Below are 19110 nucleotides of genomic sequence, written 5' to 3' on the forward strand. Positions count from 1 at the left end.
TTTAGTCAGATTAAAAATACAGCTACAGTTCCAATAACTGTAACCTCGTCTTGAGTAATGATTTCAGCAAGATCATGCAAACATTGTCAAAACAAATACAATCACTCGCTTAATTTCACATAAATTAAAACTCAAATTCTGTTTCGTCCCTATTTTAAATACAACGAGCTTAGCTCCAGTTGTTTAAAATACAAACGTTAAAATTTTGCTAAAATAAAACGCTTTATTTTAACTAAATAATAACGTTGGTGCCACTTTCACGCCTTATTTTTCGTTATTTTTTAGTTAAAAAAGATAATTTTTTTGAAGAAGGTCAAATTTTCAAAAACGAGAAGAACCTTAAACTACTCACGAAGAGGTAATCCTTTATTGACCTACTCCTGCACAATTAGGCGAATTTGGAAACACTTTTCCTAATGTTTCCCATTCTGCGTTGTCATAGAGATGTAACGCAAGTGCATGGATACCCTGTTGAAGATCGTCAGCTAAAAACTGATAGATTTTACGGTGACGAGCAACTTTGGTTAATCCTTTAAACTGCTCACTCACTAAGACAATTTTAAAATGAGAATCTGCACCACGTCCTGAGCTATGCATGTGGCTTTCATTCTCGACATGTAAAAAGTGCGGTGTAAATTCACGAAATAATCGTTCAGTTAACTCTTGCTGTTTTGACATCGCTTTCCCCACAATTTAAATAAATTTGAAGGATAAAGGCTATACATTCAAACACAACTTTGCAAGAATAATATAAATTAATTTGATATTTAGTGTGCTAAACCTAAATATTTGTTTACTAAATGAGGACATTATGAAACGAGTTAAACTCTTATCTCTTACGACACTTATCGCCAGCAGTATTGTGTTGACTGCCTGTCAAACCCTTCCTTCTACTCTAACGTTCACACCACCAGCTCCTACTGCTACGATGGCAGTCAATCAACAAGCTATCGTCTTTGTCAGCGTGCGTGATAAACGTCCACAGCCTGAGGTCGCAAGTTATGTTGCAGATGGAAAATTAATTAAACTTTCTGCGTCACCAACTGTTCAGCAGCTCTTTTTACAAGTAGGTCAACAAGATTTAGTGAGTAAAGGTTTCCGTGTCAGTAACGCACAACAATCAAATGCAGCCGTCACATTAGATGTCAATACGTTTTATGCTAACGTAGAACAAGGCAATTTACGCTACAACATTGACAGTAAAGTGGGCGTGACGATTCATGTACAAGGCGCAAAAGGGCAATTTAGCAAAAATATTAATGCGAACCGTACCTATTCAGGTGCATTCTCAGCTAAAAACCCTGAAATTGAAAAAGTCTTAAGTGAAGCATTTAGCGAAGTCGTGAAAGCCATTTACCAAGACCAAGAAATTGCCAATGCAATTCATGCCGTTCATGCACAATAATTGGTATCAGTAAATTTTCATAACGTGAAAAATCGATCCTCGCCAAAATGGATCGATTTTTTATTTTCCTTGAGAAAATCAGTCAGACAATAAGAAATGAAAAAGCCCGCTAACTAACTTAGCGGGCTCTAAAAATTTGGCTCCTCCTGCTGGACTTGAACCAGCGACATACGGATTAACAGTCCGCCGTTCTACCGACTGAACTAAGGAGGAAAAGTGGTGCCTCGAGGCGGAATCGAACCACCGACACGGGGATTTTCAATCCCCTGCTCTACCGACTGAGCTATCGAGGCAACTCATCAGTGGTGCGTATTAAACGTTTTTTTCAGGTTTAAGTCAACACCTAAATTAAAAAAAATCACTTTTTTTTAATCGGTTGCATATTTAACAAACGAAAAGAATAAAAATAACACAAATTAGCTCGTTTTTTATGTTTTTCTATTAAAAATAAATAATAAAAATGCTCGCTACTTCTTCTCAAGTTAAGCGAGCATTTTCTCGAAACTGAATGAGTCTATCTTCTCACTCGATAACTTTTTTGTGCCTGATCGACTTTTAATAAATAATTTCGCGCTTGCGCAGACGGATGTTGCGTCGTCAAAATACGATACACTTGTTCTGGGTATAGTTTATTGATTTTTGCAATCGCTAAATCACGATCCTGGTCAAACACACGTAAAACTGCCCCAGCGCCACTGTTATAAGCGGAAATCATAGCAAAGCGTTTTGAAGTTGGATTGCTGATACCATCTAAATATTTATTTTGTAACAACCATAAATACGAAGCCCCTGCATCAATATTTTTCTCAGGATCAAATAAATATGACTTGGACGGCTGCCCTCCTTTACCTTTCATTTTGAAAATATCGCGTCCTGCCGTCGTCGGAACAACTTGCATTAATCCAATGGCATTCGCATAACTAATCGCATAAGGGTTAAAACTTGATTCTGTTTGCATGATCCCAAGAATCAGGCTTTCATCCATATTATAACGACGCGCCATTTTACGTACTAAAGGTAAATATTTTTGCGCACGAACTGCAACGTGATTTGCAATCATCGGAATAACAACATACTTCACAGTATGCCCATTACTTAAACGACGCGTTTGTAATTTATTTTGAAGTAAATAGTTTGCAAAATTCCCTGCAATGGTTGTATTTGTTATCGATCCACCGAGGTGGTCAATCACCTGTCCCACTAAAAAAGGACGAGAACTGATCGGTACATCACCTGATGCAAATAAATCAATTCCATTCGCGTCAGAGCCCATTAACAAAATATGAACGATCGCATTATGCAAATGGCGGAGATCACTTTGTGTTTCAACTGTAATTAAACCCTCATCAAAACTCACATGGCTGCGCGTATAAAACTGATCCGTATATTTCACATAATCTTTGCGACTCGCAACAAGTAATTCATTCACGCCCCAAATGCGATCAATATTATGAGAGAACTGCCCTGTTAAAATATCCAAACCACGCGTGTCTTTCGCAAATGCCTCATCAAATTCATCACTTTTATAAGATGATGTACTCCCACAAGCAAATAAAAAAGGGATCAGCGCACAAACTATATATTTTTTCATATTTATGTTATTCCGCAGGTGGCACATAGCCTTCAATATGCACATCTTTACCTTCAAATAAGAAATTCACCATTTCTTCTTCTAGTAATTTTCTGTGCTCCGTATTCATCATATTTAATTTTTTCTCATTCACTAGCATGGTTTGCTTTTTCATCCATTCTCCCCATGCTTGTTTGCTGATTGAATCAAAGATACGCTTGCCTAGCTCGCCAGGATATAATTGAAAATCTAACCCTTCAGCGTCTTGTTTGAGATATTCACAAAATACGGTTCTAGCCATAGTGATTCCTTATAAATTGCGTTAATAAATTTTTTACTGGCGTTGCCAGCCCAATTTGCTCTGGATTTAACGGATCATACCAATATTTGACTTCACTGAATACAATTGATTCATCGTCGCCTTTATTTTCTCCTACTTTTTTCCAGTCCGTGCGATCTTGCTCTGTCTCAACCCAATCCATATCGACATAAATCGGATGAATCACTAAATGAAAGTGGCTAAATGTATGACGAAAACTTGTCCATTCTTGATAATGTGTAATGTGCTTCTGGCGCAAAAATGCAAATAATTGTGCTTGTGTATCGAATTGAGGGAAACAATATAAACCGCCCCACAGCCCTGAATGCTGTCGCTGTTCTAGTGCAACTTTCCCTTTTAATGTGAGAATGAGAAAATAACTTTCGCGTTCTGGTAAGCTCTTCTTCGGTTTTTTACCTGGATAGTCCTGCCATGCTTGCCGTAAGTTTGCTTCGCAGCTGTGTTGTAACGGACACAAATCACATTTCGGCTTGGAACGGGTACATACCATTGCACCAAGATCCATCATAGCCTGATTAAAATTTGCCACTTGAGTTGTTGGTGTCACTTCTTTAGTCAGTTGCCACAATTTATCTTCGATTTTTTTCTCGCCAGGCCAACCCGCAACCGCAAAATAGCGAGCTAATACACGCTTCACATTGCCATCTAAAATTGGATACGGTGCATCTAAACAAGAAGAAAGCACTGCGCCTGCAGTACTTCTGCCGACTCCAGCCAGTGCCCACACCTCTTCAAAGTCTGTTGGGAATTCGCCGTTATAACGATCTCTGATTGTTTGGGCTGCCTTGTGTAAGTTTCGCGCGCGCGCGTAATAACCTAGACCAGTCCATAAGTGCAAAACCTCATCAAGCGGAGCATTCGCCAGTGCGGTCACATTGGGGAAAATTTTGATAAAACGCTCAAAATAAGGAATCACTGTCGCAACTTGAGTTTGTTGTAACATCACCTCAGACAACCAGACACCGTATAACGTTTTGTTTTGTTGCCAAGGTAAATGTTTACGACCAAATTTGTCATACCATGACAGCACAGCCTGTGCAAAAGGTGCGTTAGGAGATGAAGTTGCAAGCATAGTAAAAATAAAGTGTGATTAACATTCTAAATACATTACGCGGTAAAAATTGACTCAAAAAGCCACCGCACTTAAATTGTTGTGAATTAATGTGGTGACATGCTTTTCAAGACATTATCTTTTAAAACAAAATGATGAAATAATGCGGCGCCAGCATGAAGTCCTACGAGAATAAGAAAACTGTGTGCTAATAACTCATGTGCATTTGCTAAAGAGAAGTCTAAACTGAAATAAGGTAATGCCCAACCAAATAACATGAAATCGTCCACATCTGCAGTTAATGTGAAATAGCCTGCAATAGGAGTGAAGATCATTGCTAAATATAACAACACTTGCACTGAAGATGCTGCAAAGTGTAGCAAGAATGGTAAATTATGCTGCGGCAAAACATCACGGTAGACTATACGTAATAACAAACGGAATAAAACTAACCCCATTAATATTATTCCGCTCAAGACATGAATTTCACCTTTCATCCCATCTGCTGGCGGATAATCCCCTGTAAAATAAGCGGTCAGAACCAGTATTAAAGTCGTCCAATGTAAATAAATCATTAACTTAGGGTAGTTAGATGCCATATCTCGCTTTCTCCTGATGAGTAATTTGTGTAAAAGCTGCACGTCTAGCCGTACAAGCTTGGTATTTTTCAGCAAAACCCGTATAATTCGCAGCAAATTGCACCATTATAAACAAAAAATATGTCATTGAATAATCTAGAAACCAATAAAAGCCCAACTTTTGCGGATCAAAAGCGTAAAACCGTTGAAGTTGCCGAGTTCACCGAAGAGGGACGTTATAAGCGAAAAGTTCGTAGTTTTGTCCTACGTACAGGACGCCTAAGTGAATTTCAAAAAAATGCGATGAATCAGAACTGGCATTTTTATGGTTTAGAACACCAGACCACCCCTTTTGACTTTAAGACTATCTATGGCAATGAAAACCCCGTTGTACTCGAGATTGGTTTCGGGATGGGGCATTCTCTTGTCGAAATGGCAAAACAACATCCAGAATGTAACTATTTAGGTATTGAGGTTCACACCCCTGGCGTGGGTGCTTGTATTGCAAACGCGGTTGAAAATCAAGTAACCAATTTACGTGTTATCTGTCATGATGCTACTGAAATTTTGCGAGACTGTATCGCAGATAATAGCTTAGGTGGGTTACAGTTATTTTTCCCAGACCCTTGGCACAAAGCAAAACACCATAAACGTCGAATTGTACAACCCGCATTTATTGAAACAGTACAACAAAAATTAATGTCAGGTGGGTTTATTCATATGGCAACAGACTGGGAGAACTATGCTGAACATATGTTAGCCGTATTGCAACAATATCAAGCATTACATAATACATCTGACACTCATGACTATATTCCTCGTCCTGACTTTCGTCCATTGACAAAATTCGAACAACGAGGACACCGTTTAGGTCATGGTGTATGGGATTTATATTTTAGAAAAAAATAAACAAGCATATTGCAGGTTTTAAATTTTATCAGCCAACAGAGAGGAGAATCCAAATGGCGATCAAACGTAACAGAAGACAACGTAAAAAAATGCATCTTGCAGAATTCCAAGAATTAGGCTTCTTAGTCAATTGGCAATTTGCAGAAGGGACTGCTATTGATCAAATTGATGAAGTTGTTGATCGCTTTATTCGCGAAGTGATCCAACCAAATGGTTTAGCGTACGAAGGTAGTGGCTATTTACATTGGGAAGGCTTAGTCTGTTTAGAAGCACTCGGAAAATGTGATGAAAGTCACCGCACTTTAGTAAAAGAATGGTTAGAGAAAAACGGTTTACAGCAAATCGAAATCAGCCCATTATTTGACATTTGGTGGGAATATCCAGCAAAAGAAGCATAATCATTCTCATAAGGCGGACAAAATGTTCGCCTTTTCATTTTAATTCACGAATAATTGTTTGTGTCAAGCGCATAAACGCTTGACGAATCGCCCTTTCAAGCGTAACATTCGCCGCGATTTAGTAACATGAGGACATACACTTTGGACAGTCACAGTCGATACCGAATTGAGTTTTTACTGTAACTTTCGCTATTTCCCCTGTATCAGCGAAAGTTCGCTGATAGATCTAAAACTATTCATCATTCGGAATCTTTTTGCGGTTGTTGAAATATCAATAACCAATAACAAACGAAAAACTTGACAGCATTTTTAACACAATACGTGATTTTCGTTTGGTTTCTTTTGTTCACTGCGTTGTTCATAATCCAATTAAGGAGTATGACAAAATGATTAATGCTTTCACATTAGAAGATGCGCGCCTCGTCCGCATTGATGAAGCTGAAAATGCTCAATTAAACAATGCTATTTGGCTTGATTTGCTTGAGCCCACCAGTGAAGAGCGTGAAATTCTACAAGACAACTTAGGACAGAGTCTCGCCACGTTTCTTGAATTAGAAGATATCGAAGCATCTGCTCGTTTTTTCGAAGATGAAGATGGGTTACACCTACACTCTTTCTTCTATTGCGAAGATGAAGAGGATTATGCTGACTTAGCTAGCGTCGCATTTACTGTGCGCGATGGACGTCTTTTCACACTACGTGACAGAGAATTACCTGCATTTCGTTTATATCGGATGCGTTCACGTAACCAGCGTTTAATTGAATGCAATGCTTATGAAGTTTTACTGGATTTATTTGAAACAAAAATTGAACAATTAGCTGATGTTATTGAGACGGTGTATTCTGACTTAGAAAAATTAAGCCGTGTCATTCTTGACGGAACACAAGGTGAAGCCTTTGACCAAGCGCTCGCCACACTCACTGAACAAGAAGATAGCAGCTCAAAAGTACGTTTATGCTTAATGGATACACAACGTGCGTTAAGCTTCTTGGTACGCAAAACACGTCTTCCAGCTAACCAGCTTGAACAAGCTCGTGAAATTTTGCGCGATATTGAATCGTTACAACCACATAATGAATCACTGTTCCAACGTGTCAACTTCTTGATGCAAGCGGCGATGGGTTTCATTAGTATTGAACAAAACCGTATCATTAAAATCTTCTCGGTCGTTTCAGTGATCTTCCTGCCACCAACATTAGTGGCATCTAACTATGGAATGAACTTTGAAATGATGCCTGAGCTAGGATTAAAATTTGGTTACCCAATGGCACTTGGGTTAATGGCATTGGCTGCCTTTGCACCTTATTGGTATTTCAAACGTAAAGGTTGGCTATAAAATTGAAGGGAATAAAATGAACTCAGGACAATTATTAATTTTTACACTCATTGATGTATATGGCTTTATTTTAGTTTTACGTGCATGGTTCCAATTTAGTCGAGTGGATTTTTATAATCCACTATCTCAAGGATTGGTAAAAATAACACAACCCGTACTTGCTCCTTTCCGTACTTTTATTCCTACATTTAAAAACATTGATTTCGCTGCATTATTTGTAGCGTTTATTTTATTTAGTGCTAAATTTCCATTAGCCCATTTAGTTGGAAATTTATTCATCGCTAATGCAAGTTTCTTTGATTATTCTGCAATTGGTGGACTCTCCTTGCTTCGTACTTATGGTAAAGCCATTTTTTATGTATTGTTATTAGGGGCAATTATGAGTTGGTTTAATCGTAGCCCAAATCCGATGCAATTCGTCTTGCACCAATTAACCGCGCCTTTATTGAAGCCGATTCAACGCATTTTACCTAACACTGGCATGATCGACTTTTCGCCTATGGTATTAGCCTTTGTGCTGTTCTTCTCAGATAAAATCTTACTCGACTTATTCGGTACATACTGGCTGCTAAGCAGCTATTAAAAGTGCGGATACATTTCGAGGAATTTTGTCCCCATGGTGCTCTCTGCAATAGAAAAACAAGGTGAGAACTTACGGTTGCGGATCTTTCTGCAACCGAAAGCCAGCAAAGATCAAATCCTTGGTATTCATGATAATGAACTCAAAATCATGCTGACTGCCCCACCTATTGATGGAAAAGCAAACGCTCACTTACTCAAATTCTTAAGTAAAATCTTCAAGGTCGCAAAAAGCAGTATTATTTTAGAAAAAGGTGAGCTCAATCGACATAAGCAGGTTTTAATCCCTGCACCAAAAGTGATCCCTGCAGATATCTTAGCGTTACTCAGAGAACAAGTTTGAGCGTTGATGAAAATGAATGAAAAATGTGTACAATAAAAACGACAAAGCGCGTTTTCTATTTTATTCAGTTAGGTCAATTCTGATATCTTGACCTAACCGATTGTGCAAGCACCTCATGCTTATCAAGTGCGGCTTATTTTTTATCTTTTTTTGTTGGACGTTGCCAGCCTTGAATATGACGTTGCGGTACACGACTGATAACAAGCTCACCAGAACTAACATTTTTTGTCACCGTTGTCCCAGCACCAATTGTCGCATCATTTTCGACAGTAACCGGCGCAACAAGCTGTACATCAGACCCGACAAAAACGTTATCTCCAATACAGGTCTTAAATTTATTCGCCCCATCATAATTGCATGTAATCACTCCCGCACCAATATTACAATGTTGCCCAATTTCAGCATCCCCCACATAGCTCAAATGATTGACTTTAGACCCTTTGCCAATCTCTGCTTTTTTAATTTCAACGAAATTACCAATATGGGTTTCTTCTGCCAGTACCGCACCTGGACGTAAACGTGAAAATGGTCCAATTTGAGCTGCGTTTCCAATGACCGTCTGTTCTAAAACGGAGTAGGGTTTAATGTCCACATCATCACCAATTTCACAGTTTTTTAAGATACAACCTGCCCCAATACGAACACGATGCCCTAATTTCACTTGTCCTTCAATGATGACATTAATGTCAATTTCAACATCTTTTCCGTGCGTCAATTCACCTCGTAAATCAAAACGAGCAGGATCGGCTAATCCCACGCCTGCTAATAATAATTTATCTGCTTGCTTACGCTGATAGTAACGCTCTAAGCGAGCTAATTGTTGACGGTTATTAACACCTTCCACTTCCATGAAATCATCCGCTTGAACAGCAATCACTTGGCAGCCTTGTTGATTAGCAAGACCAATGACATCCGTAATATAATATTCTCCCTGTGCATTATTATTAGTCAATTGACTTAACCATTTCTTCAAATTTTTACCATCCGCAACCAAGACGCCTGTATTAATTTCTTGGATTTTCAATTGTTCCGCATTCGCATCTTTTTGCTCAACAATGGCTACGACTTGTCCTTGCTCGCGTACAATACGACCATAACCTGTTGGGTTATCCAATACGACTGTCAATAACGCAATGCCATTGTCAGGTTTTGCCGCAATCAGTTTTTGCAGGGTCTCAGGTGTGATTAATGGACCATCACCATATAGCATTAAAATATTCTCATCATCTGCAAAAAAAGGAGCTGCCTGCTGCATAGCATGACCTGTGCCAAGTTGTTCCGCTTGGAAGACCCAATTAACTGGCTCATCACGCAATCTTGCTTGCATCACATCTCCACCGTGCCCATACACTAAATGGATATTTTTTGCATGAATTGATTTCACTGTATCAATCACGTGTTTCACCATAGGTTTACCCGCAATGCTATGTAGGACTTTGGGCAAATCGGAATACATACGTGTTCCTTTACCAGCAGCCAAAATGACGATGCTTAATGCTTTATTTTCCATAAAAGTCTCTTATTTATTGATGAATGGATAAGTAAGCGAAATTATAATCTAACTTCACAAGAAAAATAAGCGCAGCATAGTGAAAACAAGGAAATTGTCAGATAAGACAAAGCAGTGTATAGTACAGACCCGTTTATTAAGGATAGCAATATAACTTATTATTTAAGGATGAAATTATGAAAAAATTATCATTGAAACTCGGCGCAATATTACTTGCCTCTGTCTATTTAGTTGGTTGTGACCAAGCAACCTCTCCAGCAACCAAAGCAAGCATAGACACACCTGCTGCACATGTCAAAGCGGATCCAAAAGAAGATTTTAAACGACTCACTGAGTTTCAACTTGCACAGAATGAAAAAGTCGGCGTCTTAAATCAGCAGCTGATCGATACAATTCAATCGGGTGATACAACAGCACGAGAAGCTATTTTAATCAAGTTCTCTCAAGAAGTAGACAATATTGTCAAAGCACTTGATGCCTTACCTATTTATAGCCCTGAGATTCACCCACTTAAAGAAAAAGCGAAGCTTTTACTCATTACTTCATCACAATTGATGACAGATAACGTAAAACTACAACAAAATCCATCTGAAGCGGGTGGAAAAGCCCTGCTAATGAAACGTGATGAACTTTTAAAAATATCAGATGAGTTTACACAACTGAATAACGAATTGGCTGAGAAATACGGTGTCACAACAACCCCATAACTTTCCAGATCGTTCCTAAATCAATAACCGCCCGTTTTTTGAAAGAGAAGCGTGCGGTTATTTCATTTCTGCTGAAAACGTTTCTGAAGAGGATTTAGTCAACTCGCCCTCTTGAGAAAGATAGATATCAAAACGATGATTCTTGGTTTCGCGGCTAAACTGTGGTGCAATCTGAGCAAGAAACGCCGCATAATCAGGACGTTTCACAATGACTCGCTTCTTGGCAAGTTGCAAAGCGGGTGCAAGTAAATTTTCTGCATCTAAATCGGCCCCCACTAAGTGCTGAAAAACACGCATTTCTTTCTTAACAAGTGCACTTTTTTGTTTATGAGGGTACATGGGGTCAAGATAAACCACATCAGCAAAATCGCTCATTGGATCCAATTCTGCAATATGCTTTACATCTAATAAACGCATATTTTTTTGCATCATTTCACCGATTTCCGCATCTGCATAAGCACGTTGTAGACCATCTTCCAACAATAAACGAACAACTGGATGACGCTCAACAAGGCGGATTTGACAACCTAACGCGGCTAAAACAAATGCATCGCGCCCTAGTCCAGCGGTTGCATCAATCACACTAGGTAAATAATCTTTCTTAATGCCAACTGCCTTAGCAATTGCTTCCCCCCGTCCACCACCAAATTTTCGGCGGTGAGCCAAAGCTCCGTTAACGAAATCCACATATACTGCGCCTAATTTTGCTTCATCTAATTTACGTAGCTCTATACGAAGTTGTCCTTGCTCATCTTCGCATTGAACTAAAGCTAAAATACTTGCTGGATCTTGTTCTAAACCTGCGTCTACACAACGAGCAAAAAAATGGGATGCGTCATTTGTTTCACAAATCAGCTGAATCTTCATACCTTACTTCCGAATTAACCATACACCCGTTTCCATGTGGTCTGTATAGGGAAATTGATCGAACAATGCCGCTTTCTCAATACGATGGGTTTGACAAAGTGTGTGCAAATTATCGCATAGTGTATGTGGATTACAGGAAATATACAAAATACGTTCATACTGCTGTACTAATTTGACCGTTTCATCATCTAAACCCGCACGTGGTGGATCAACAAAAATCGTATTACATTCGTAAGTTGTGAGATCGATTCCTTTCAAACGATTAAAAGCACGTACGCCATTCATCGCTTGAGTAAACTCTTCTGCAGACATGCGAATAATTTGTAAGTTATTAATCTTATTTGCTGCGATATTAAATTGAGCGGCACTCACTGATGGCTTCGCAATCTCGGTTGCCAATACTTTACGGAAGTTTTGAGCAAGGGCTATTGAAAAATTGCCATTTCCACAATACAGTTCTAATAGATCACCCTGACTTTCCGCCGTGCAGGCAATCGCCCATTCCAACATTTTCTGGTTTACTATTGCATTCGGCTGAGTAAAACTGTTTTCAACCTGACGGTAAATATACGCTTTATTTTGTACCGTCAAGACTTCATCAACAAAGTCATGTTCCAAACAAATTTTCTGTTTACTCGCACGTCCAATAATCTGTAGATCAAACCCTTGCACTTGCAATGTTGCTTTTAATTGTCTGGCTGCAATAGTCCATTGTTCATCCAGTTCCTTGTGGTACAGCAAACTGACTATGATTTTATTACTTAATGTACTTAAATAATCAATCTGAAACAGTCGATGTTCTAATACGGGTTCAAGTTTGATTAATGGCAACAAAGCGTTCATCATTTGATTAATCAACTGGCTCGCGATAGGAAAAGTGTCCACACGATAGCGCTGACGAGTGTCTTGATCAAACATGATGTGGTAAATCTCACCTTTGTCGTGCCAAATTCTAAACTCAGCGCGCATTCTATAGTGTTGCACAGGTGAAGCAAATACCGTTAATTCGGGTGCATGAAAGGGAGCTAAAAGTGCGGTAAGTTTTTGCTGCTTTTCAGCCAGCAATTGATCATATTGTTCGATAGGAAGCAAACTTTGCATGAGATACGTTCTATATTGTGTGATGTTCAACTAAAAATAAAAGGCTCGGTTTCTCTCATTCGCCAAGCCTTTTATTCTTTCAAACTAGATGATTATTCTGCTGAGAAATCGTCGAGATTATCCGTACCCACAACACCTGATAACGTATACACTCGCTTAGTTGTTGAAATACGTGAGCGATATTTATTCCAAGTTTTCTCTAAGAACGTTTCAGGTTGGCGTTCACCACGGCAGAAAGCAACAAATTCTTTTTCCTCTTTTGTTACAGGCGCACGCTCACCTGAATCCAATGCTTTAAATGCTTGACCATATTGCTCAAGTGCTTGTGATTCTTTGATGGTGTAATCGCCGTGACGTGAAAAGCCTCTTGGGTAATTTTTGTCATCGAAAAAACGACGTGTAACACTAAAACTTTCTGCCATAATATCCTCTACGAATAATCTCTGTTATTAAAAACGACGCATTAAACCAATTTTTTATTATTTTTGCAATAAACCTTTTACAGTTTCTACATAATCTTTGACAAAAGCCTCATTACTGTTAGTACTCAGTCCTTCTGGTTTTACACGATAACGATTATTAATGTAAAAATCTGGCACACCACGGACTTTCAATTCTTCTGCGGCATGAATTTGTTTATTCATTAACGCAGTGACAGCAAAGCTGTTAATTCCACCATCGAATTGCTCAGCTGGAATACCTTTATCTAAGAAAATTTGTCGAATATCATCCATTGAACGCAGAGCATTTTTTTGCGCAGCCTGAAATAATGCTTCTTTCACTTTTTCTTCCACTCCTGTTGCCACCGCAAAAGACCAAGCTCGTGTTAAATTTTCACCTTGTGGTCCTAAAAAATTCACATGATATTGTTTTAATTCTACACTTTGAGGTAAGGTAGCTTTAACTTTAGCAGGAATCTTGTGTTCATATTCAAAAGAATAACAATGTGGGCAATAGAATGAGAAAAACTCAACCACTTCAGGTTGTGCCGAATGAGCTGTGGCTAATGCGATATAGTGTTTACCTTCCGTTAAGTTTTGTGCCTGCACAGTCAATACCGAGAAAAATGATGCTAAAACTAAAAACAATTTTTTCATTTGAAATCCTTAACTATTTAATAATTCCGCGGGCTTTTAATAGCGCGGTCTTAAAATCTTCTTCATAATCTTTTTTAATGCCAGGAATAGGTTCATGTTTATCTGTACCATGCATTTTTAACTGATAGATAATCACTTCATCCGTTAATTCTGCAACAGGTTTCTCGAACCCAGCTTCATCGGCAATTTTCTGCAAAATTTGTAATAGATGCAGATCAGGCTCTTTAGACCAATAAGGCTGTAAAAGTTCCAATACTTCGTTTAAACGATGACATTTCATAAAGTTTTCCTTATGATTGAAAAAATTTGTTTGGATCATACTGTAATTAAATAAAGAAGAAAATATGACGATCACAATTAGTGCAGTAATTTTAGCTGGGGGGCAAGCTCGCCGTATGGGTGGAGTCGATAAAGGTTTACAACATTTTCGGCAGCGCCCTCTTTTTGAACATGTCTATCAACGTTTAGCGCCTCAAGTAAGTGATATTGCCATTAGTGCTAATCGTAACCAACACCACTATGCACAATATGGTTTACCTGTTTTTAGTGATCAACTCGACGGTTTTCAAGGACCATTAAGTGGCATCTTAACAGGATTACAACATGCCACCACTGACTTTGTGTTATTCGTGCCTTGCGACTGCCCTTTTTTACCGTCTGATCTCGTTGATAGACTGAAAAGTGCGGTCAATTCTCCCGATGTTTTGCTTGCTTATGCGCACGATGGCGAACGTGAACATCCAACCTTCTGTTTAATATCCACTCACTTGAAAAGCGCATTAGCTGACTATTTGGCACAGGGCGAACGTCGAATGTTGACATTTATGCAACAGCATCATGCGGTTGCAGTTGATTTTTCAGACAAAAAAGCCGCATTTAAAAACATCAATACGCTCGCTGATTTGCAAGCATAAAAAATCCGTAGGTTTTATGATTTTAAGGTAATGAATGGATTGGATAATGTCCCGTTTCACAGTATAATTAAAGACCTATTCTTCTTGGCTAACTCAGGACTTTTTATGTTAAAAAAACTTTCCATTATTACGTTAGTTGCACTTCTTTCAGCTTGCTCATTATCTTCTTATGTTCCATTTATGGATGATAAAAAAGCCGTTATCAACGTAGATAAAGATCAACTTGATCAAAAATCTTATGCGACAGCGTATGAGGCGACCGTTGAAACCTATAAAGGTCGTGTAAACCAAGACTATGACATTCACTCCTTCTCGAGTGGGGTCAATGATTGGTACTTAAACCGTATTTTAGTCCCGATTGAAAAAATTCGAGAAAATTTATACCAAGGCGGCCATGATTCTAGTATTCATGCTTATTATAGTGGTGTGCTTTTTGCCTCTGCTTTACAAACCAATTTCCGCCAGCTCAAGCAAGACTGTTGGTCAAAACTTGATACTGCCAGTCTGACGCAAGGCATCTACGATGCGATGAAAGATTTGCAAAAAGGCAACGTGAGGGAAGAAGATGACCCTTATATTGTGCAAGGTGCAGAGCAAGTTCTCAAACTTTGTACCCATTAACGTGAAAAAACTGTTGATGTCAAAATCAGCAGTTTTTTCCATTTTACCCGCAGCATAAAAGTTAACATCAGATAACAAGGAAGACTGGAGTACCTGTGTTTCAATTAACGGAAAATGACATTCACTTAGCCGCCTACGCTGAAAATAAACAACAAGCAATTGAATTAGTGGCGACATCACTCATCGAATCTGGTTGTGTTGAATCAGGTTACTTACAAGGTATGTTAGAACGAGAAGCACAACTTACTACTTACTTAGGTAAAGGCATTGCGATTCCACACGGTACGATCGCTACACGTTCTATGGTGAAAAAAACAGGAGTAAAAGTCTTCCAATTCCCACAAGGAGTACCATGGACAGATCATCATACTGTCTATGTGGTCATTGGCATTGCGGCAAACTCAGATGCTCATCTCACGCTATTACGCCAATTAACGCATCTTCTTGATAGTGAAATAAGTACACCACAACTGGCTGACACACAAGACCCTGCACAATTTCGTGCGATGTTACTGGGAGAAATGTCAAATACTCTCATAACCGCCCACACAATCCGCTTAGCTGTCGAAACAGAAAGTTTATTAACCCTGACCGCACTTAACGCTGACAACTTGCAACAACAAGATGCAATAGATGATCAGTTTATTCATGAAGTCATTTCGAGTGCAGCACTCCCTCTCGGCAGGGGCATTTGGCTCACTGATGCGACAGTGGGAAACCGCAAAAATGCCATTGCATTTAGTCGTGCTAAGGCGCCATTCAGGCATAATGGCAAAATGGTACATGCGGTGTTAACCATTTCTACTATTGATGAACAGATTAATGATACCTTGGCTAGTTTATTGGATGAGCAAGTACAACAAACGTTATTGACAGGTGATATTGAACAAATCCTCTCCATTTTCAAGCCCGAACAAGGACATAATCCTATTCCCAATGCAACAGTGTTAGTTGGACAAGTACCTGCAGTCGAAGCCATCGTCACGGTCCGTAATGCACATGGATTACATTACCGCCCAGCGGCGACATTAGTGAATTATCTCAAACAATATCATGCTTCTGTGGCGGTACAAAATCTTGACAAGGGAGGTCCATTAATCAGTGCCAAAAGTCTGATTAAAGTCACATCATTAGGAGCACAAAAAGGACATCGCTTGCATTTTGTTGCTACTGGGCAAGACGCTAAACAAGCGATTAAAGGTATCTGTGATCTCATTGAATCTGGCTTAGGAGAGGAAAAATGAGCAAATTACTTACTATCACATTAAATACAGCTTATGATTTAATTGGCTGTCTACCACGTATTGCCTTGGGTGAAGTGAATAAAGTAGAGTACCTTGGTCTGTATCCAGCTGGAAAAGGGATAAATGTAGCGAAAGTCTTACATGATCTTGGTATTCAATCTACGGTAAGTGGGTTTATTGGGCGAGAGAACCAAGGTGAATACCAAAAAATGTTTGCTGAACTCGATTTAATCGATCATTTCCAACGTGTAAATGGCGCAACACGAATGAATGTCAAAATCACCGAAACAGAAGCAGACGTCACCGATCTCAATTTCCAAGGTTATGCGATTAACGAGCAAGATTGGCAGCAATTTGTTGATTATTCGCTCCAAATTAGTTCTCAATTTGACTTCATTGCAATTTGTGGCAGTCTTCCACCTGGGGTTTCACCTACGGCTTTCATGCTCTGGCTACAGAAACTCAATACAGGACGAGCCAAAATTGTCTTAGATACCAGTAATGAAGCACTTACGATGGGAATCCAAGCAAAACCCTGGCTGGTCAAGCCAAATTATCGTGAATTAGAAACGTGGGTCGGTCACCCTCTTCCTCACTTACCCGATATTATCGCCGCCGCTAAAACATTACAGGCTGAGGGAATTGTGAATGTTGTCGTATCACTAGGTGAACAAGGCGCAATCTGGCTGACCCCAGACAATATTCTCTATGCACAACCACCAATGTGTGAACACATCGTTAGCACTGTGGGAGCAGGTGATGCAATGGTTGCAGGATTAATTTACGGCATCCTTCACCAGCATGCCCCTGCCGATACATTGGCATTCGCTAGTGCTGTAGCAGCATTCACTGTTTCGCAAACACACGTGGGTATTCCCGATCGCAGCTTGTTAAACCCAATTTTAGAAAACATAAAAATCACCTCAATTTAAGGATAATTTCATGAATATTTTTCTGACTAAAAATGAAGCTCTTGGTAACGCGAAGTGTTTTTTGTTACGTCAAGTAATGGAAACTGCCGCAAAACAACAAGGACATCAAATCACAGAGATCAATGAAGCAGACTTGGTAATCGCTTTTACTGAACAAGCCGCGACCTCTCCTTCTTTTGCAAATAAAAACATTTTTGTTGTTGACGCCGATGTGGCATTCAATGCACCAGAAACCACCATTCAACAGGCTATTGAACAAGCTGTACCTTATGAAGCAAGAGAAAGTGCGGTCGAATTGACAAATGTTTCTTCACCCTCTTCCATTCACAATCTTGTCGCAGTCACCGCCTGCCCAACGGGTGTCACACAAACCTTTATGTCTGCCGAAGCGATTATGAATTATGCTAAAGCGCAAGGTTGGCAAGTGAAAGTCGAAACACAAGGACAGCTTGTTGCAAAAGATCTTCTCACCGCGGCAGACATAGCGGCAGCAGATTTAGTCTTGGTTGCAACTGATATCGATACTGACTTATCTAAATTTATAGGAAAACGCCTTTATCGTACCTCTACACGTGCCATTTTGACCGATACTGCTGCCGAATTTGAACAGGCTTTACAACATGCGCAATATTACCAACCTCATCATGATGATGAAGTTGAGACGATTACGCCAGCACCGCGCAATTATGCAAATGATTTTGAAACCTGTTTAGGCAGTAAAAAAATTGTCGCACTGACCGCTTGCCCAACGGGCGTGACCCAAACCTTTATGTCTGCTGAAGCGATTATGACGTACGCTAAAGCACAAGGCTGGTGTATTAAAGTCGAAACACATGGACAAATGGGATCAGATAATTTAATCAGCGCGGAAGAAATCGCCGATGCGGATTTGGTGTTTATTGCCGCTGATATTGATGTTGATTTAACTAAGTTCACAGGCAAACCTCTTTATCGTACCTCAACTCGTGCCGTATTAAACAATATTGAACAAGAATTTCACCACGCCTTCGAACAAGCAACACCCTATACTGTTGAACAACCTGAAGATGACATTATCACGCCACCTACACGTGATTTTGCGAATGATTTTGCAACATGTGACAGCAGTAAAAAAATTGTCGCAGTCACTGCTTGTCCAACAGGGATCACACAAACGTTCATGTCCGCCGAAGCAATTATGAAATATGCCAAAACACAAAACTGGTGTGTAAAAGTCGAAACACGTGGACAATTAGGATCGGATAATTTAATCACACCAGAAGAGGTCGCTGCTGCGGATTTAGTCTTTATTGCCGCTGATATTGATATTGACTTAACCAAATTTGTGGGCAAACCCCTTTACCGTACCTCAACCTGTACGGCTTTAAACCACACAGCTCAGGAATTTGAAAAAGCCTTTGCAGAAGCAACAATTTATACTGATAACAAAGCAGAAGATGATAAAAAGGCCACGTGCCCTCACACCACATCGAAAGCTGATTGTTGCCAATTCCAATGCAAAGGGGCACGTTTATTCCCTGTGATTCTCATTGCATTACTGATTGCTGCGGTTGCTTATTTTATGTCTTAGTCTAACCTGCTTAAAAATAATAGCCGCATGTCATTCA

The 19110-nt window shown here is 39.5% G+C and carries 22 protein-coding genes, 2 tRNA genes and 1 pseudogene; 12 read left to right on the forward strand and 13 right to left on the reverse strand.

Annotated features, from left to right (window positions below; translation table 11 throughout):
• Positions 1–366: 366 nt before the first annotated feature.
• The gene (locus ACWIT3_RS08205) at positions 367–678 is read right to left on the reverse strand and encodes a BolA family protein (protein WP_457162248.1); all 312 of its coding nucleotides are present in this window, start codon (positions 676–678) and stop codon (positions 367–369) included.
• A gap of 133 nt (positions 679–811) precedes the next feature.
• Between ACWIT3_RS08205 and ACWIT3_RS08210 the strand changes: the two genes are divergently transcribed.
• Entirely contained in the window at positions 812–1405 is a 594-nt protein-coding gene (locus ACWIT3_RS08210) for a YajG family lipoprotein (protein WP_457162249.1), read from the forward strand.
• Between the two features lie 137 nt (positions 1406–1542).
• On the opposite strand, the gene ACWIT3_RS08215 is transcribed toward ACWIT3_RS08210, so the two are convergent.
• From ACWIT3_RS08215 to ACWIT3_RS08240, 6 genes are all read right to left on the reverse strand, one after another.
• Positions 1543–1618 (reverse strand) — tRNA-Asn (locus tag ACWIT3_RS08215).
• A gap of 4 nt (positions 1619–1622) precedes the next feature.
• Positions 1623–1698 (reverse strand) — tRNA-Phe (locus ACWIT3_RS08220).
• A gap of 221 nt (positions 1699–1919) precedes the next feature.
• Complete coding sequence (gene mltC / locus ACWIT3_RS08225) at positions 1920–2996, reverse strand: membrane-bound lytic murein transglycosylase MltC (protein WP_457162250.1); 1077 nt, start codon at positions 2994–2996, stop codon at positions 1920–1922.
• Positions 2997–3003: 7 nt separating this feature from the next.
• Entirely contained in the window at positions 3004–3276 is a 273-nt protein-coding gene (locus ACWIT3_RS08230) for an oxidative damage protection protein (RefSeq protein WP_457162251.1), read from the reverse strand.
• Positions 3269–4387 carry an A/G-specific adenine glycosylase gene (gene mutY / locus ACWIT3_RS08235; RefSeq protein ID WP_457162252.1) on the reverse strand — a complete coding sequence of 373 codons (1119 nt, stop codon included), beginning with the start codon at positions 4385–4387 and terminating at the stop codon, positions 3269–3271. Before mutY ends, ACWIT3_RS08230 begins: the two co-directional genes overlap by 8 nt.
• An 86-nt stretch (positions 4388–4473) precedes the next feature.
• Positions 4474–4965: a cytochrome b gene (locus ACWIT3_RS08240; RefSeq protein ID WP_457162253.1), complete on the reverse strand. Its 492-nt coding sequence runs from the start codon at positions 4963–4965 to the stop codon at positions 4474–4476.
• A 120-nt stretch (positions 4966–5085) separates the two neighbouring features.
• Between ACWIT3_RS08240 and trmB the strand changes: the two genes are divergently transcribed.
• From trmB to yggU, 5 genes are all read left to right on the forward strand, one after another.
• The gene (trmB, locus tag ACWIT3_RS08245) at positions 5086–5853 is read left to right on the forward strand and encodes a tRNA (guanosine(46)-N7)-methyltransferase TrmB (RefSeq protein WP_457162254.1); all 768 of its coding nucleotides are present in this window, start codon (positions 5086–5088) and stop codon (positions 5851–5853) included.
• Positions 5854–5906: 53 nt separating this feature from the next.
• Positions 5907–6251, forward strand: a complete 345-nt coding sequence (locus ACWIT3_RS08250) for a YggL family protein (RefSeq protein ID WP_457162255.1) — start codon at positions 5907–5909, stop codon at positions 6249–6251.
• Positions 6252–6637: 386 nt separating this feature from the next.
• A complete protein-coding gene (corA, locus tag ACWIT3_RS08255) occupies positions 6638–7588 on the forward strand; it encodes a magnesium/cobalt transporter CorA (RefSeq protein ID WP_457162256.1) in 951 nt (316 codons plus the stop codon).
• A gap of 16 nt (positions 7589–7604) precedes the next feature.
• On the forward strand, positions 7605–8171 hold the full coding sequence (locus ACWIT3_RS08260; RefSeq protein WP_457162257.1) for a YggT family protein: 567 nt from the start codon (positions 7605–7607) through the stop codon (positions 8169–8171).
• A gap of 33 nt (positions 8172–8204) precedes the next feature.
• Positions 8205–8510 (forward strand): DUF167 family protein YggU, encoded by a 306-nt coding sequence (gene yggU, locus ACWIT3_RS08265; protein WP_457162258.1) that lies wholly within the window; start codon positions 8205–8207, stop codon positions 8508–8510.
• Between the two features lie 133 nt (positions 8511–8643).
• Here the strand turns inward: yggU and glmU are convergent, their stop codons facing one another.
• Positions 8644–10020: a bifunctional UDP-N-acetylglucosamine diphosphorylase/glucosamine-1-phosphate N-acetyltransferase GlmU gene (gene glmU, locus ACWIT3_RS08270; protein ID WP_457162259.1), complete on the reverse strand. Its 1377-nt coding sequence runs from the start codon at positions 10018–10020 to the stop codon at positions 8644–8646.
• Between the two features lie 176 nt (positions 10021–10196).
• Between glmU and ACWIT3_RS08275 the strand changes: the two genes are divergently transcribed.
• Complete coding sequence (locus tag ACWIT3_RS08275) at positions 10197–10727, forward strand: hypothetical protein (protein WP_457162260.1); 531 nt, start codon at positions 10197–10199, stop codon at positions 10725–10727.
• Positions 10728–10784: 57 nt separating this feature from the next.
• Here the strand turns inward: ACWIT3_RS08275 and ACWIT3_RS08280 are convergent, their stop codons facing one another.
• The 5 genes from ACWIT3_RS08280 to ACWIT3_RS08300 all read right to left on the reverse strand — a co-directional run bounded on the left by ACWIT3_RS08280 (position 10785) and on the right by ACWIT3_RS08300 (position 14072).
• On the reverse strand, positions 10785–11594 hold the full coding sequence (locus ACWIT3_RS08280; protein ID WP_457162261.1) for a class I SAM-dependent methyltransferase: 810 nt from the start codon (positions 11592–11594) through the stop codon (positions 10785–10787).
• Positions 11595–11597: 3 nt separating this feature from the next.
• Positions 11598–12695 carry a tRNA (uridine(54)-C5)-methyltransferase TrmA gene (gene trmA / locus ACWIT3_RS08285; protein WP_457162262.1) on the reverse strand — a complete coding sequence of 366 codons (1098 nt, stop codon included), beginning with the start codon at positions 12693–12695 and terminating at the stop codon, positions 11598–11600.
• Between the two features lie 92 nt (positions 12696–12787).
• On the reverse strand, positions 12788–13117 hold the full coding sequence (locus ACWIT3_RS08290; protein WP_046339197.1) for a DUF413 domain-containing protein: 330 nt from the start codon (positions 13115–13117) through the stop codon (positions 12788–12790).
• 57 nt (positions 13118–13174) lie between these two features.
• Complete coding sequence (gene dsbA, locus ACWIT3_RS08295) at positions 13175–13792, reverse strand: thiol:disulfide interchange protein DsbA (protein ID WP_457162263.1); 618 nt, start codon at positions 13790–13792, stop codon at positions 13175–13177.
• 13 nt (positions 13793–13805) lie between these two features.
• Positions 13806–14072 carry a YihD family protein gene (locus tag ACWIT3_RS08300; RefSeq protein ID WP_457162264.1) on the reverse strand — a complete coding sequence of 89 codons (267 nt, stop codon included), beginning with the start codon at positions 14070–14072 and terminating at the stop codon, positions 13806–13808.
• A gap of 64 nt (positions 14073–14136) precedes the next feature.
• On the opposite strand from ACWIT3_RS08300, the gene mobA reads away from it, so the two are divergent.
• The 5 genes and pseudogenes from mobA to ACWIT3_RS08325 form a co-directional block, all read left to right on the forward strand.
• Entirely contained in the window at positions 14137–14706 is a 570-nt protein-coding gene (gene mobA, locus ACWIT3_RS08305; protein ID WP_457162265.1) for a molybdenum cofactor guanylyltransferase MobA, read from the forward strand.
• Between the two features lie 105 nt (positions 14707–14811).
• On the forward strand, positions 14812–15327 hold the full coding sequence (locus ACWIT3_RS08310) for a hypothetical protein (RefSeq protein WP_457162266.1): 516 nt from the start codon (positions 14812–14814) through the stop codon (positions 15325–15327).
• Positions 15328–15422: 95 nt separating this feature from the next.
• The gene (gene fruB / locus ACWIT3_RS08315; RefSeq protein ID WP_457162267.1) at positions 15423–16571 is read left to right on the forward strand and encodes a fused PTS fructose transporter subunit IIA/HPr protein; all 1149 of its coding nucleotides are present in this window, start codon (positions 15423–15425) and stop codon (positions 16569–16571) included.
• Positions 16568–17503, forward strand: a complete 936-nt coding sequence (gene fruK / locus ACWIT3_RS08320; protein WP_457162268.1) for a 1-phosphofructokinase — start codon at positions 16568–16570, stop codon at positions 17501–17503. The genes fruB and fruK overlap by 4 nt, the downstream gene beginning before the upstream one ends.
• 10 nt (positions 17504–17513) lie before the next feature.
• A pseudogene (locus ACWIT3_RS08325) lies at positions 17514–18920 on the forward strand (PTS fructose-like transporter subunit IIB); the annotation flags it as partial.
• Positions 18921–19110: the final 190 nt, after the last annotated feature.

The sequence above is a fragment of the Pasteurella sp. P03HT genome (genome assembly GCF_054052285.1).

What these genes read in the sequence shown, in the direction of transcription:
- ACWIT3_RS08205 (WP_457162248.1), bottom strand. Translation starts at nt 678, where the DNA reads ATGTCAAAACAGCAAGAGTTAACTGAACGATTATTTCGTGAATTTACA.
- ACWIT3_RS08210 (WP_457162249.1), top strand. Translation starts at nt 812, where the DNA reads ATGAAACGAGTTAAACTCTTATCTCTTACGACACTTATCGCCAGCAGT.
- mltC (WP_457162250.1), bottom strand. Translation starts at nt 2,996, where the DNA reads ATGAAAAAATATATAGTTTGTGCGCTGATCCCTTTTTTATTTGCTTGT.
- ACWIT3_RS08230 (WP_457162251.1), bottom strand. Translation starts at nt 3,276, where the DNA reads ATGGCTAGAACCGTATTTTGTGAATATCTCAAACAAGACGCTGAAGGG.
- mutY (WP_457162252.1), bottom strand. Translation starts at nt 4,387, where the DNA reads ATGCTTGCAACTTCATCTCCTAACGCACCTTTTGCACAGGCTGTGCTG.
- ACWIT3_RS08240 (WP_457162253.1), bottom strand. Translation starts at nt 4,965, where the DNA reads ATGGCATCTAACTACCCTAAGTTAATGATTTATTTACATTGGACGACT.
- trmB (WP_457162254.1), top strand. Translation starts at nt 5,086, where the DNA reads ATGTCATTGAATAATCTAGAAACCAATAAAAGCCCAACTTTTGCGGAT.
- ACWIT3_RS08250 (WP_457162255.1), top strand. Translation starts at nt 5,907, where the DNA reads ATGGCGATCAAACGTAACAGAAGACAACGTAAAAAAATGCATCTTGCA.
- corA (WP_457162256.1), top strand. Translation starts at nt 6,638, where the DNA reads ATGATTAATGCTTTCACATTAGAAGATGCGCGCCTCGTCCGCATTGAT.
- ACWIT3_RS08260 (WP_457162257.1), top strand. Translation starts at nt 7,605, where the DNA reads ATGAACTCAGGACAATTATTAATTTTTACACTCATTGATGTATATGGC.
- yggU (WP_457162258.1), top strand. Translation starts at nt 8,205, where the DNA reads ATGGTGCTCTCTGCAATAGAAAAACAAGGTGAGAACTTACGGTTGCGG.
- glmU (WP_457162259.1), bottom strand. Translation starts at nt 10,020, where the DNA reads ATGGAAAATAAAGCATTAAGCATCGTCATTTTGGCTGCTGGTAAAGGA.
- ACWIT3_RS08275 (WP_457162260.1), top strand. Translation starts at nt 10,197, where the DNA reads ATGAAAAAATTATCATTGAAACTCGGCGCAATATTACTTGCCTCTGTC.
- ACWIT3_RS08280 (WP_457162261.1), bottom strand. Translation starts at nt 11,594, where the DNA reads ATGAAGATTCAGCTGATTTGTGAAACAAATGACGCATCCCATTTTTTT.
- trmA (WP_457162262.1), bottom strand. Translation starts at nt 12,695, where the DNA reads ATGCAAAGTTTGCTTCCTATCGAACAATATGATCAATTGCTGGCTGAA.
- ACWIT3_RS08290 (WP_046339197.1), bottom strand. Translation starts at nt 13,117, where the DNA reads ATGGCAGAAAGTTTTAGTGTTACACGTCGTTTTTTCGATGACAAAAAT.
- dsbA (WP_457162263.1), bottom strand. Translation starts at nt 13,792, where the DNA reads ATGAAAAAATTGTTTTTAGTTTTAGCATCATTTTTCTCGGTATTGACT.
- ACWIT3_RS08300 (WP_457162264.1), bottom strand. Translation starts at nt 14,072, where the DNA reads ATGAAATGTCATCGTTTAAACGAAGTATTGGAACTTTTACAGCCTTAT.
- mobA (WP_457162265.1), top strand. Translation starts at nt 14,137, where the DNA reads ATGACGATCACAATTAGTGCAGTAATTTTAGCTGGGGGGCAAGCTCGC.
- ACWIT3_RS08310 (WP_457162266.1), top strand. Translation starts at nt 14,812, where the DNA reads ATGTTAAAAAAACTTTCCATTATTACGTTAGTTGCACTTCTTTCAGCT.
- fruK (WP_457162268.1), top strand. Translation starts at nt 16,568, where the DNA reads ATGAGCAAATTACTTACTATCACATTAAATACAGCTTATGATTTAATT.